Annotated in this window: 15 protein-coding genes and 1 tRNA gene; 11 read left to right on the top strand and 5 right to left on the bottom strand. The window is 59.2% G+C overall.

Annotation, left to right across the window (positions count from 1 at the left end):
• Complete coding sequence (gene greA / locus ACYCZ5_RS06690; RefSeq protein WP_461544015.1) at positions 1–477, top strand: transcription elongation factor GreA; 477 nt, start codon at positions 1–3, stop codon at positions 475–477.
• Here greA and ACYCZ5_RS06685 read toward each other — a convergent pair.
• Complete coding sequence (locus ACYCZ5_RS06685) at positions 474–818, bottom strand: YhbY family RNA-binding protein (RefSeq protein WP_461544014.1); 345 nt, start codon at positions 816–818, stop codon at positions 474–476. The two genes, greA and ACYCZ5_RS06685, sit on opposite strands and share 4 nt — an antisense overlap.
• Before the next feature lie 139 nt (positions 819–957).
• On the opposite strand from ACYCZ5_RS06685, the gene rlmE reads away from it, so the two are divergent.
• From rlmE to glmM, 4 genes are read left to right on the top strand one after another with little or no spacing between them, the layout of a single operon-like run.
• The gene (gene rlmE / locus ACYCZ5_RS06680) at positions 958–1,578 is read left to right on the top strand and encodes a 23S rRNA (uridine(2552)-2'-O)-methyltransferase RlmE (protein ID WP_461544013.1); all 621 of its coding nucleotides are present in this window, start codon (positions 958–960) and stop codon (positions 1,576–1,578) included.
• Positions 1,579–1,635: 57 nt separating this feature from the next.
• Positions 1,636–3,534: an ATP-dependent zinc metalloprotease FtsH gene (gene ftsH, locus ACYCZ5_RS06675; RefSeq protein WP_461544012.1), complete on the top strand. Its 1,899-nt coding sequence runs from the start codon at positions 1,636–1,638 to the stop codon at positions 3,532–3,534.
• 59 nt (positions 3,535–3,593) lie between these two features.
• A complete protein-coding gene (gene folP / locus ACYCZ5_RS06670; RefSeq protein WP_461544011.1) occupies positions 3,594–4,427 on the top strand; it encodes a dihydropteroate synthase in 834 nt (277 codons plus the stop codon).
• The gene (glmM, locus tag ACYCZ5_RS06665) at positions 4,420–5,772 is read left to right on the top strand and encodes a phosphoglucosamine mutase (RefSeq protein ID WP_461544010.1); all 1,353 of its coding nucleotides are present in this window, start codon (positions 4,420–4,422) and stop codon (positions 5,770–5,772) included. The genes folP and glmM overlap by 8 nt, the downstream gene beginning before the upstream one ends.
• A 72-nt stretch (positions 5,773–5,844) precedes the next feature.
• On the opposite strand, the gene pstB is transcribed toward glmM, so the two are convergent.
• From pstB to pstS, 4 genes are all read right to left on the bottom strand, one after another.
• Positions 5,845–6,618, bottom strand: a complete 774-nt coding sequence (gene pstB / locus ACYCZ5_RS06660) for a phosphate ABC transporter ATP-binding protein PstB (protein ID WP_461544009.1) — start codon at positions 6,616–6,618, stop codon at positions 5,845–5,847.
• Between the two features lie 18 nt (positions 6,619–6,636).
• Positions 6,637–7,482: a phosphate ABC transporter permease PstA gene (gene pstA / locus ACYCZ5_RS06655; RefSeq protein ID WP_461544008.1), complete on the bottom strand. Its 846-nt coding sequence runs from the start codon at positions 7,480–7,482 to the stop codon at positions 6,637–6,639.
• A gap of 5 nt (positions 7,483–7,487) precedes the next feature.
• A complete protein-coding gene (gene pstC / locus ACYCZ5_RS06650; protein ID WP_461544007.1) occupies positions 7,488–8,453 on the bottom strand; it encodes a phosphate ABC transporter permease subunit PstC in 966 nt (321 codons plus the stop codon).
• A gap of 88 nt (positions 8,454–8,541) precedes the next feature.
• The gene (pstS, locus tag ACYCZ5_RS06645; protein WP_461544006.1) at positions 8,542–9,588 is read right to left on the bottom strand and encodes a phosphate ABC transporter substrate-binding protein PstS; all 1,047 of its coding nucleotides are present in this window, start codon (positions 9,586–9,588) and stop codon (positions 8,542–8,544) included.
• Between the two features lie 213 nt (positions 9,589–9,801).
• On the opposite strand from pstS, the gene tpiA reads away from it, so the two are divergent.
• The 6 genes from tpiA to ACYCZ5_RS06615 all read left to right on the top strand — a co-directional run bounded on the left by tpiA (position 9,802) and on the right by ACYCZ5_RS06615 (position 12,741).
• Positions 9,802–10,557 carry a triose-phosphate isomerase gene (gene tpiA / locus ACYCZ5_RS06640; protein ID WP_461544005.1) on the top strand — a complete coding sequence of 252 codons (756 nt, stop codon included), beginning with the start codon at positions 9,802–9,804 and terminating at the stop codon, positions 10,555–10,557.
• A gap of 20 nt (positions 10,558–10,577) precedes the next feature.
• Positions 10,578–10,916, top strand: a complete 339-nt coding sequence (secG, locus tag ACYCZ5_RS06635) for a preprotein translocase subunit SecG (RefSeq protein ID WP_461544004.1) — start codon at positions 10,578–10,580, stop codon at positions 10,914–10,916.
• A gap of 15 nt (positions 10,917–10,931) precedes the next feature.
• A tRNA-Leu gene (locus tag ACYCZ5_RS06630) sits at positions 10,932–11,018 on the top strand.
• 111 nt (positions 11,019–11,129) lie between these two features.
• Complete coding sequence (locus ACYCZ5_RS06625) at positions 11,130–11,486, top strand: NADH-quinone oxidoreductase subunit A (RefSeq protein WP_461544003.1); 357 nt, start codon at positions 11,130–11,132, stop codon at positions 11,484–11,486.
• Between the two features lie 141 nt (positions 11,487–11,627).
• Positions 11,628–12,110: a NuoB/complex I 20 kDa subunit family protein gene (locus tag ACYCZ5_RS06620; RefSeq protein WP_459719877.1), complete on the top strand. Its 483-nt coding sequence runs from the start codon at positions 11,628–11,630 to the stop codon at positions 12,108–12,110.
• A 1-nt stretch (position 12,111) separates the two neighbouring features.
• The gene (locus ACYCZ5_RS06615; protein ID WP_461544002.1) at positions 12,112–12,741 is read left to right on the top strand and encodes an NADH-quinone oxidoreductase subunit C; all 630 of its coding nucleotides are present in this window, start codon (positions 12,112–12,114) and stop codon (positions 12,739–12,741) included.
• Positions 12,742–12,756: the final 15 nt, after the last annotated feature.

Below are 12,756 nucleotides of genomic sequence, written 5' to 3'. Positions count from 1 at the left end.
ATGAGCAAAGTCCCATTGACTGTCGTCGGCGCCGAGCTATTGCGTCAAGAGTTGCACCGTTTGAAGACAGTGGAACGTCCTTCGGTGATCAATGCTATCTCCGAAGCGCGTGCGCAGGGCGACTTGTCCGAGAACGCGGAATACGAGGCCGCCAAGGAGCGTCAATCCTTCGTTGAAGGCCGCATCGTCGAGCTGGAGTTCAAGCTGGGCAGCGCGCAGGTCATCGACCCCAAGACCTTGAGTACCGATGGTCGCGTGGTGTTCGGCACCACCGTGGTGATGGAAGACGTCAGCAACGGCGACGTGGTGACTTACCAGATCGTGGGTGAGGACGAAGCGGACATCAAACACCGCAAGATATCCATCAGCTCACCGATCGCGCGTGCGCTGATCGGCAAGGTGGAAGGTGATATCGCTGAAGTGCAGGCCCCGGGCGGGGTGCGTGAATACGAAGTCGTTGAAGTACAGTATCTTTAACTGCGGCTGGCGAGCTGCTTCTTGGTGAGCGGCTTGCCCTTGCGGCGCTTGGGGGGCTTGGCGATGGGCGTCTCCAGTGGTCGATAGACCACCAGCGTCTTGCCGATATGCTGCACCGGTCCGGCCTTCAAAGTGGTGCAGATCTCTTGCAGCATCGCTTCGCGGGCTTCACGATCGTCGCTCATCACCTTGATCTTCAGCAGATCGTGGCTTTTCAGGCTGCGCTCGATCTCGTCCAGCACGGCTGGCGTCAAACCGGCATTGCCGATCATCACGACTGGGTTAAGGGCATGGGCGCGGCCTTTGAGGGCGAGGCGCTGGGATACAGAGAGATTTAACATGTGTTGCTCCAGATAGGGCGCGCATTCTAGCAAAACGGAGGCATGTCCGCAGAAATTACGGATTCCTATGGTATCAACCAGTTGTCGGGTGTTCGTTGTGCGCTGATCCGCTTATGACCCTCTTATCAGGCCAGAATCTATGAAAGCATCAAAATCCAGCAAACAATGGATGCGCGAGCATGTGAACGATCCCTATGTGCAAATGGCGCAGAAGGACGGCTATCGCGCGCGCGCCGCTTACAAGCTGCTGGAACTGGACGAGCGCGACAATCTGATCAAGCCGGGCATGGTGGTGGTGGACCTGGGGGCAGCGCCGGGCAGCTGGTGCCAAGTGGTGGCGAAGAAGATGGGCGAACACGGCCGCATCATCGCGCTGGACCTTTTGCCGCTATCGCCTTTGCCGCGCGTCGAGTTCATACAGGGCGATTTCCGCGAGGAAAGTGTGTTGGCGCAATTGGAAGAAAGATTGGGCGGCCGGCCTATCGGCCTTGTAATCTCGGATATGGCCCCCAATATCAGCGGTGTAGTGATGGCTGATCAGGCGCGCGCCATGTATCTGGCGGAACTGGCGCTCGATTTCGCTGTCACCCATCTCGCCCCCGGCGGTTCGTTCGTGGCCAAGGTGTTTCAGGGTGCCGGGTTCGAGGAATATATGAAATCAATGCGTACCCACTTCACCAAAGTGGTCGCGCGCAAGCCCAAGGCATCTCGTGACCGCAGCAACGAACAGTATTTGGTGGGCTTGGGAAAGCTTGAGTAATCGGTACTTCCGTAGTCTAATGCGCTTTCGTTTTTCGCTCATATCTGAGGAGCAAGTGTGAATAATCTGTTCAAAAGTATAGGGATCTGGATGGTCGTCGCCATGGTGCTGATGACCGTCTTCAACCAGTTCAACGCGCGCCAGATGCAGACGGCGCAGGTGCAACTGGATTATTCACAGTTCCTTGAGGCTGTCCGTTCGGGCCAGATCGAGAAAGTCACCATCGAAGGTCGCACGCTTAAAGCGGTCACGCCCGACGGTAAACGCATCACCAGTTTTGCCCCCAGCGACATCTGGCTGGTTTCCGACCTGCTGAAGTATGGCGTGAAAGTGGAAGCCAAACCGGACGAGGAGCAAGGGTTCTTCACTCAGGTGTTCATCTCATGGTTCCCCATGCTGCTGCTGATCGGCGTGTGGGTGTTCTTCATGCGCCAGATGCAGGGCGGCAAGGGCGGCGGCGCGTTCTCGTTCGGCAAGAGCAAGGCACGCATGCTGGATGATTCCAAGGAGCGCGTGACCTTCGCTGATGTGGCCGGTTGCGATGAGGCCAAGGAAGAGGTTTCGGAACTGGTGGATTTCCTGCGCGATCCGGGCAAATTCCAGAACCTGGGCGGGCGCATCCCGCGCGGCGTGCTGATGGTGGGTAGTCCCGGTACCGGCAAGACGCTGTTGGCCAAAGCCATCGCGGGCGAAGCCAAGGTGCCGTTCTTCTCCATCTCCGGTTCCGATTTCGTCGAGATGTTCGTCGGTGTCGGTGCGGCGCGTGTGCGCGATATGTTCGAGCAGGCCAAGAAACAGTCGCCCTGCATCATCTTCATCGACGAGATCGACGCTGTCGGTCGTCAGCGCGGTGCGGGCTTGGGCGGCGGCAACGATGAGCGCGAGCAGACGCTGAATGCGCTGCTGGTGGAGATGGACGGTTTCGAGGGGGCGTCGGGTGTGATCGTGATCGCCGCGACCAACCGCCCCGACGTGCTGGATGCGGCCTTGTTGCGCCCCGGTCGTTTCGACCGCCAAGTGGTGGTGCCGTTGCCGGACATCCGCGGTCGCGAGCAGATCCTGAAAGTGCACATGCGCAAAGTGCCGTGCGCGGAAGACGTGAAGGCAGACATCCTGGCGCGCGGTACACCGGGCATGTCCGGTGCCGACCTGGCCAATCTGGTGAACGAGGCGGCACTGTTCGCGGCGCGCCGTGGCAAGCGTTTCGTCGAGATGGACGATTTCGAAGCAGCCAAGGACAAGATATTCATGGGCGCGGAACGCAAGTCCATGGTGATGCCGGAAGAAGAGCGTCGCAACACGGCCTATCACGAGTCCGGCCATGCACTGGTCGCCAAGTTGATGCCCAAGACCGATCCGGTACACAAGGTCACCATCATCCCGCGCGGCCGTGCGTTGGGTCTGACCATGCAGTTGCCATCCGAAGACCGTTACAGCATGGACAAGATACGCATCCTGTCCACTATCGCCGTGTTGTTCGGCGGGCGCATCGCGGAAGAGATATTCATGAACCAGATGACGACCGGCGCTTCCAACGATTTCGAGCGCGCCACCGACATGGCGCGCAAGATGGTGACGCAGTGGGGCATGTCCGATGCGCTGGGCACCATGGTGTACGGCGAGAACGAGGGAGAGGTGTTCCTCGGCCGTTCGGTGACCACACACAAGAACATCTCCGAGGCCAGCATGCAGAAGGTCGATGCCGAGATACGCCGTATCCTCGACGAGCAATATGCGCTGGCGCGCAAACTGATCGAGGAGAATCGCGACAAGATGGAGGCGATGGCCAAGGCCTTGCTGGAATGGGAGACCATCGACGCGGATCAGATCAACGACATCATGGCCGGCAATCCGCCGCGTCCGCCCAAGCCCGCCACGGTGACGCCACCCGTTGAACCGCCCGCGGACGAGAAGCCGACAGCGCCGGCAACCGGCGAACCGGCGCAAGAGACCTGAAACAGTGTTCAGAGAGGCTAGTCGACTAGCCTCTCTTTCTTTTCCTTCCGAATATCCCGATGCAACTTCTTTGCGGCGCATTCAAACTCGACCTGTCCTGTCCGAAAGTGATGGGCATCGTCAATGTCACGCCGGATTCATTTTCTGACGGCGGCCGCTATGTATCATTCTCCAATGCCATCGATCATGCGCGGCAACTGATAGAAGACGGCGCCGATATGCTTGATATCGGCGGTGAATCCACACGCCCCGGCGCTGCCGAGGTGGGCGAACAGGAGGAGCTGGATCGGGTGTTGCCGGTCATCGAGGGGTTGCGCGGCATCGCGGTGCCGATCTCCATCGATACCTGGAAGCCGGCCGTGATGCGTGCAGCGATCAAGGCGGGCGCAACGATGGTCAATGACGTGAATGCCTTGCAGGCGGAGGGGGCGATACAGGCTGTGGCGGCGAGCGATGCGGCAGTCTGCTTGATGCACAAGCAGGGTACCCCGCAGTCGATGCAACAGCACCCGAGCTATGACGATGTCGTCCTTGAAGTCGCAGACTTTATGCGGCAGCGGATAGCCGCCGTGGCGGCGGCGGGGGTCGGCCGGGATCGTATCGTCATCGATCCCGGTTTTGGTTTCGGCAAGTCGCTGGCGCATAATCTCGCCCTGCTGCGCGAATTGGAAGCATTTACAAAGCTTGGTATGCCGGTGCTGGCTGGCCTGTCGCGCAAATCCATGCTGGGTGCGATCACCGGACGCGAGGTCGGGGAACGTCTGGCTGCCAGCGTGGCGGCGGCGGTGCTGGCGGTGCAACGCGGGGCGGCCATCGTGCGCGTGCACGATGTGCGCGAGACGGTGGATGCCTTGAAGATATTGAATGCAGTGAACGGGGATCGATATGAGTAGAAAATATTTCGGAACTGATGGTGTGCGCGGCAAAGTGGGCGAGCATCCCATCACACCGCAGTTCGTGATGCATCTGGGTTATGCGGCCGGCAAGGTGCTGGCCAAGGCGGAGCACTCGCGCGGTGAACGTCCGGCGGTGCTGATCGGCAAGGACACGCGCATCTCCGGCTATATGCTGGAATCCGCGCTGGAAGCCGGTTTGATCGCGGCGGGTATCGATGTGTATCTGGCCGGTCCTGTGCCGACCCCCGCCGTGGCCTATCTGACGCGCGCGCTGCGCTTGCAGGCGGGGGTGGTCATCTCGGCTTCGCACAATCCTTTTGAAGATAACGGCATCAAGTTCTTCTCCGGCAACGGCACCAAGCTGCCCGACGAAGTCGAACATGCCATCGAAGCGGCACTGGACGAACCGATGCAGACCAATGCGTCGGACGCATTGGGCAAAGCCAAGCGCCTCGACGATGCGGTCGGACGCTACATCGAATTCTGCAAGAGCACCTTCCCCAACGAGATGGACCTGCGCGGCATGAGGATCGTGGTGGATTGCGCGCATGGTGCGACCTATCACATTGCGCGCCACGTGTTCCACGAACTGGGGGCGGAAGTCATCGCGATCGGTGCGGAGCCTAACGGCTTGAACATCAATGATGGTTATGGCGCGACCAAACCGCAGAACCTGCAGAAGGCCGTGGTCGAACACAAGGCGGATATCGGCATCGCGCTGGACGGCGACGGCGACCGGCTGGTTATGGTCGATGCATCGGGCAAGTTATACGACGGGGATCAGCTGCTGTATGTCATCGCTAGGCAGCATCATGCCGAAGGCACGATGAAGGGCGGCGTGGTCGGCACCCTGATGACCAATCTCGCCTTCGAGCATGCCATGCAGCATCTGGGTATCCCGTTCATGCGCGCCAAGGTGGGCGACCGCTATGTGATGGAGATGCTGCAGCAGCAGGGCTGGCAGCTGGGCGGAGAGAACTCCGGACACATCATCTGTCTGGACAAGCACAGCACCGGGGACGGCATCGTCTCCGCCCTGCAGGTGTTGCATGCCTTGCGCATGAAGAAGCAGACGCTGGCTGAAGCGGCAGGTGACCTGCACATGTATCCGCAAGTGTTGATCAATGTGAAGATGGCCAAGAAAGAAGACCTCTCGAACCATGCCAAGGTGAAACATGCTGTGGAGACGGCCGAGATCATGCTGGACGGCAAGGGGCGCGTGTTGCTGCGTCCGTCGGGTACCGAGCCATTGCTGCGCGTGATGGTGGAGGGCGAGGACGGGGTGAAGGTGAAGCTGTGCGCGGAGAAAATCGCGGAGGCGGTCAAAGCTGCCGCAGCCTAGTCTTGTACTTGTCGGTCTGAAATGAAGAACGCCGAGCATCGCTCGGCGTTCTTGTTGGTGCGTTCGGGATGGCTAGCCGAAGCGACCGGTGATGTAATCCTCAGTTTCTTTCCGTTTTGGATTGGTAAACACCGTACTGGTGTCTCCGAACTCGATCAGGTCGCCCAGGTACATATAGGCGGTGAAATCCGAGATGCGTGCAGCCTGTTGCATGTTGTGCGTCACGATGACGATGGTGAAATCCTTCTTTAGCTCATCGATCAGTTTTTCGATGTGCGCGGTGGAGATCGGGTCGAGCGCGGAGGTTGGTTCGTCCAGCAACAGCACTTGCGGTTTGACCGCGATGGCGCGGGCAATGCACAGGCGTTGCTGTTGGCCGCCGGACAGGCTGGTTCCGCTCTGTTTCAGTTTGTCGCTGACCTCGCCCCACAGTGCGGCTTTCTTCAAGGCCCATTCGACACGATCATCCATCTCGTTGCGGCTCAGGTTCTCGTACAGTTTTACGCCGAAGGCGATGTTGTCATAGATGGACATCGGGAACGGTGTCGGCTTCTGGAACACCATGCCGACCTTGGCGCGCAGCATGTTGAGGTCCTGCTTGGGGTCGAGCACGTTGCTGCCGTCCAGCATGATCTGGCCGGTGGCCTTCTGTTTCGGGTAGAGCTGGTACATGCGGTTGAACGTGCGCAACAGCGTCGATTTGCCGCAGCCGGACGGCCCGATGAAGGCGGTCACCATCTTTTCCGCGATGTCGAGGTTGATGTCCTTGAGTGCGCGGTAGTTGCCGTAGAAGAAGTTGAGGTCGCGTACGGTGACCTTGGGCGTGTTGACTGTTTCAGCGTTCATGAGTAGTGATTCCCGATATCAATGTGTGGTTGCACTTTGGCGGAACAGGATGCGCGCCAGGATGTTGAGCGTGAGTACGCTGATGGTGATCAGCAGTGCGCCGGCCCATGCGAGATGCTGCCAGTCTTCGTAGGGGCTCATGGCGAACTGGAAGATCACCACCGGCAAGTTGGCCAGCGGGCTGTTCATGTCAGCGCTCCAGAACTGGTTGTTAAGCGCGGTGAACAGCAGCGGGGCGGTCTCGCCGCTGATGCGGGCGATGGCCAGCATCACGCCGGTGATGATGCCTGCGCGTGCCGCGCGCAGGGTGACGAAGCTGACGATCTTCCATTGCGGCGCACCCAGTGCGGAGGCGGCCTCGCGCAGGGTGTTGGGGATCAGGCGCAGCATGTTCTCGGTGGTGCGGATCACGATAGGGATGACGATGATGGCAAGTGCCAAAGCGCCCGCCCAGCCGGAGAAGTGACCGACGCGGATGACATACACCTCGTACACGAACAGGCCGATCACGATGGAAGGCGCGGACAGCAGGATGTCATTGATGAAGCGGGTGATCGGCGCCAGCCAGCCACGCTGGCCGAATTCGGCCAGATAAGTGCCGGCGAGGATGCCGATGGGCGTGCCTATCAGCGTGCCGAGCAGGCTCATCATCAGCGTGCCGGCGATCGCGTTCAGCAGACCGCCGGTACTGCCGGGGGGCGGCGTCATCTGCGAGAAGACGGCGGGGGTGAGCGCGGTCAGGCCGTGGCTGAGCAAGGTGATCAGGATCCAGCACAGCCAGAATAGGCCGAAGGCCATGGCCAGCATGGAGACCAGCAGGCCGGTGACGTTGATGATGCGACGGCGGGTATAGAGTGTCAGCATGGCGTTCAGGTGGTCTGGCCCTCGCCTTTGCCCAGCTTGTGCAGCATCAGGCGCGCGAGTGACAGGACGACGAAAGTGATGAAGAAAAGGATCAGGCCCAGCTCGATCAGCGCCGAGGTATACAGCTCGCCGACCGCTTCGGTGAACTCGTTGGCCAGAGCCGAGGAGATGCTGTTGCCTGGCATCAATAGCGATTTGCTCAGTTCATGCGCATTGCCGATGACGAAAGTGACGGCCATGGTCTCGCCCAGGGCGCGTCCCAGCCCGAGCATGATGCCGCCGACCACGCCGATGCGCGTGAAGGGCAGCACGATCTTCATCACCACTTCCCAGGTCGTGGCACCGACGCCGTAGGCGGATTCCTTCAGCATGGGCGGCACGACTTCGAATACGTCGCGCATGACCGATGCGATGAAGGGGATCACCATGATGGCGAGGATGATGCCGGCGGTCAGGATGCCGATGCCCATCGGCGGGCCGGCGAAGAACGGTCCGAGCATCGGCAGGGTGCCGATGTGGTCGTTGATCCAGGGCTCGAAGTGATCGGCGAACAATGGCGCGAACACGAACAGGCCCCACATGCCGTAGATGATGCTGGGAATGCCCGCCAGCAATTCAACGGCGATGCCGAGCGGCCGGCGCAACACGCGCGGCGACAGCTCGGTCAGGAATATGGCGATACCGAAGCTGACCGGAATGGCGATCAGCAGGGCGATACCGGAGGTAACCAATGTGCCTACGATGGGGACCAGTGCACCGTATTCATCGGTGACCGGATTCCATTCATCATTGACGAGAAAGTGAAAACCGAACGCCTCTATGGCAGGCATGCTGCCGATCACCAGCGAGGCAATGATCGCGAGCAAGAGCGCCAGCACCCCGAAAGCCGATAGCCGGGTCAGGCCACGGAACAACATGTCCAGCCATATCTGTTGCTTGAGCCGGGCTTGGTGCAAGAGCGTCGATTTCATTTGTGTAATAGTTCTTGAGTGAAATTGGGGGGCATAGCGCCCCCCGAATTATAACTTGAGCGCGCTGTTCGGCGCACTCAGGCTTTGCTTACTTCCAGATCGCCTTGCCGTGGCCGTCGGTGATCTGGTCTTTCCAGGACTTGCGGATCATAGCGGTGACATTGGCTGGCAGCGGCACGTAGTGCAGATCGGCAGCCATCTTGTCGCCCTGGCTGTAAGCCCAGTCGAAGAACTTCAGCACTTCAGCAGCAGTGGCGGCATTGTCCTGATTCTTGTAAATCAGAATGAATGTCGCGCCGGCGATAGGCCAGCTGTCTGCGCCCGGTTGATTCACCAGGATCTCCGCGAAGCCTTCCGAAGCTTTCCACTTGGCATTGCCGGCGGCGGCCTTGAAGCTTTCGGCAGTCGGAGAGACGAAGTTGCCGTCACGGTTCTTCAGTTGCGCGTAGGACATATTGTTCTGCAGTGCGTAAGCATATTCAACGTAGCCGATGGCGCCCTTGATGCGCTGAACATAGGAAGCAACACCCTCGTTACCCTTGCCGCCCGTACCCACCGGCCACTTCACGGCCTTGTTGGCGCCGACTTCGCGCATCCATGCTGTGCTGACTGCAGCCAGATAGGAGGTGAAGATGTGGGTGGTGCCGGAACCGTCAGCGCGGTGTACCACGGTGATGGCTTGTTCTGGCAGGTTCAGGCCTTTGTTGTCGGCGGCGATCTTGGGGTCGTTCCACTTGGTGATCTTGCCCATGAAGATGTCGACCAGGGTGTTGCTGGACAGCTTCAGTTGGCCGGGGGATACGCCTTCAACGTTGATGACCGGGACGACACCGCCGATCACGGTCGGGAATTGTGTCAGGCCCAGCATGCCCAGTTCGTTGGCGTTCATCGGGGCGTCGGTAGCGCCAAAGTCCACGGTCTTGGCTTTGATCTGCTTGATGCCGCCGCCGGAACCGATGGATTGATAGTTCATGCCCACGCCGGTATTGTTCTTGTAGGCTTCAGCCCACTTGGCGTAAACGGGGTAGGGGAAAGTGGCGCCGGCGCCGGTGATGTTGCCGGCATGGGCTACGGTGGCACCCAGCAGGGTCAAGGACAGGCCGAGCCCGCTCAAGATTCGATTCAGTTTGCTCATTTCAAGATTCTCCGAAGGATTGATCGTTGTGCTCGACTTTTGTCAGCGGGATGCATCCTATGTGCGAATTGTTACACGATTATTACACAAGCCATTCTGGCTGGCATGAGCAAAGGAAGATTTGGGGCTTGGTTGAGGTCAAGTTGCGCTGATTGACCGAAGTTCGTTTCGCCGTTACTATCGCCGACCTTAAAACGTCGGAAGAATAGTCTGATGCGACGCAAATTAGTGGTTGGAAACTGGAAGATGCACGGCGATCTGGCAAGCAACAAGGCCTTGCTGGAGGGCGTGTTGGCGGGTGTGAAAGCACTGGGTGCCGCAGATTATGGTGTGTGCGTGCCTTACCCGTATATGGCCCAGGCCCAGTCCATGCTGCAAGGCAGCAATGTGGCTTGGGGGGCGCAGAATCTGAGTCAGCATGAAAAAGGTGCATTCACCGGTGCGGTGGCGCCGGGCATGCTGGTGGATTTCGGATGTCGTTACGTCATCATCGGCCACAGCGAGCGTCGCGCCCTGTTCCATGAGAGTAATGACATCGCGGCTGCCAAGTTTGATACGGCGATCAAGTTCGGCCTGACGCCGATCTTCTGCGTCGGCGAGACACTGGATGAGCGCGAGAGCGGCGTGACCGAGCAGGTGGTGGGACGTCAGCTGGAAGTGATACTGAATCATGTCGGTGCGCAGGCATTGGCGAAGGCCGTCATCGCCTACGAGCCGGTCTGGGCGATCGGCACAGGCAAGACCGCGACACCGGAGCAGGCACAAGCGGTGCATGCCTTCATCCGTCAGCGCGTGGCGCAACTGGATGCGGAAGTGGCACAAGGGCTGCGTATCCTGTATGGCGGCAGCATGAAGCCGGGCAATGCGGCAGAATTGATGGGTATGCCGGATATCGACGGCGGTCTGATCGGTGGCGCGTCATTGGTGGCGGAAGAATTCGTGGCGATCTGTAGCGCTGCGCAACAATAATCTAGAAGCTGGAGTCGATTGTGGAAACATTGGTTTGGGTGGTACATGTGGTAACTGCGGTGGTGTTGGTCGGTCTGGTGCTGATCCAGCACGGCAAAGGCGCCGATATGGGAGCCGCTTTCGGCACCGGCTCGGCGGGTGGCCTGTTCGGCTCCAGCGGCTCTGCCAACTTTCTGAGCCGCAGCACGGCAGTGGCCGCGACCGTCTTTTTCATCACCAGCCTGACGCTGACTGCCATGTATGCGCAGCCTGAGAAGCAAACCGGCGTGATGGATCGTGTGGATGTGAATACACTGCAAGTGGATGCGCCGGCAGCGGCTGGCGCGCCTGATTCCAAGGCGAAGGAAATCCCGCGATAATTTTCAAGTAGTAATGCGGAGTTGGCGGAATTGGTAGACGCGCAGCCTTGAGGTGGCTGTGTCCGAAAGGACGTGTGGGTTCGAGTCCCATGCCCCGCACCAGACAATATAAAAGAAGAGCCAGGCTGATTCAGCGAAAGGCCGAAATATAAAACTAGAGCATTGCTTTGCACTCCGCTATATTGCGGGTTCACAGAGGGAGGAGACTCAAGCATGTTGGAAAATTATTTTCCGGTACTGTTATTTATCGGCATCGCTTTGGTAATGGGTATCGCACCCCTGGTTCTCGGCATCATTGTCGGCCCGAACCGTCCTGACGAAAAAAAACTGTCTCCATACGAATGCGGTTTCGAAGCATTCGAAGACGCGCGCATGAAATTCGATGTGCGCTTCTATCTTGTCGCCATCCTATTCATCCTGTTCGATCTCGAGATCGCGTTCCTGTTTCCCTGGGCGATCGTTCTGAAGGAGATCGGTACCTTCGGTTTTGTTTCCATGATGGTCTTTCTGGCCATTCTTGTAGTTGGCTTCGTTTACGAATGGATGAAGGGCGCGCTGGAGTGGGAGTAGGGGCTCTGTCGTGGATGTGATCTTCCACGCATGCCGCAGATTCAAGCGAGTGAGCAGGACTGCGGCACGCCAGCGAAAGTACTAATACATGAATGCGCGACCGCCGGATGGCGTTGTCGTGCACGATGAAGAGGGGAGCATATGGGCATTGAAGGAATTCTGGAAAAAGGCGTGATCACCACCACCGCCGATACCATCATCAATTACGCGCGTACCGGTTCCCTGTGGCCGATGACCTTCGGTCTGGCATGTTGTGCCGTGGAGATGATGCACGCCGCATTGCCGCGTTATGACCTGGACCGTTTCGGGGCCGGTGCTTTCCGTCCCAGCCCGCGCCAGTCCGACGTGATGATCGTGGCGGGCACGCTGTGCAACAAGATGGCCCCCGCGCTGCGCAAGGTATACGACCAGATGGCCGAGCCGCGCTGGGTGATCTCCATGGGCTCATGTGCCAACGGCGGCGGCTACTATCACTATTCCTATTCCGTGGTGCGCGGTTGTGACCGCATCGTTCCCGTCGATATCTATGTTCCCGGCTGTCCGCCGACGGCTGAAGCGCTGCTGTACGGCGTGATCCAGTTGCAGAACAAGATCAAGCGCACCAACACCATCGCGCGAGGCTGATATGGCTACCGACCTCAATATATTGAAATCCAATCTGACCGAAGCTTTCGGTTCAAAAGTGGTGAGTCTGCAGGAGCGCTTGGGCGAGTTGACGCTGGTGATCAAGGCCGCCGACATGATCGGCGTGTTCACACGTCTGCGCGACGATGCCGACCTGCGTTTCGAGGAGCTAATCGACCTGTGCGGCATCGATTACTCCACCTGGGGCAGTGAGACGTGCGAGGACGGCCGCTATCTGGCCGACCAGCCGCACGATGGTCCGCGATTCGCCTCGATCTACCATCTGCTTTCCATCACCCACAACATCAGATTGCGCGTGCGCGTGTTCGCCGAGGACGATGCGATGCCGATGATGGATTCCGTGATCGGCGTGTGGCCGGTGGCGAACTGGTACGAGCGCGAAGCGTTCGACCTGTACGGCATCATCTTCAAGGGCCATCCCGATCTGCGCCGTATCCTCACCGACTATGGCTTTGTCGGTAATCCGTTCCGCAAGGACTTCCCGCTCTCCGGTACCGTGGAGATGCGCTATGACGCCGATCAGCGCCGTGTGGTGTATGAGCCGGTGTCGATAGAGCCGCGCGAGATCACGCCGCGCACCATGCGCGAAGAGCAGTACGGTCGAAACTAAAGGCAGAGAGACGGT

Source organism: Sideroxydans sp. (assembly GCF_054604835.1).
This window is presented reverse-complemented; position numbering and strand designations above follow the sequence as displayed.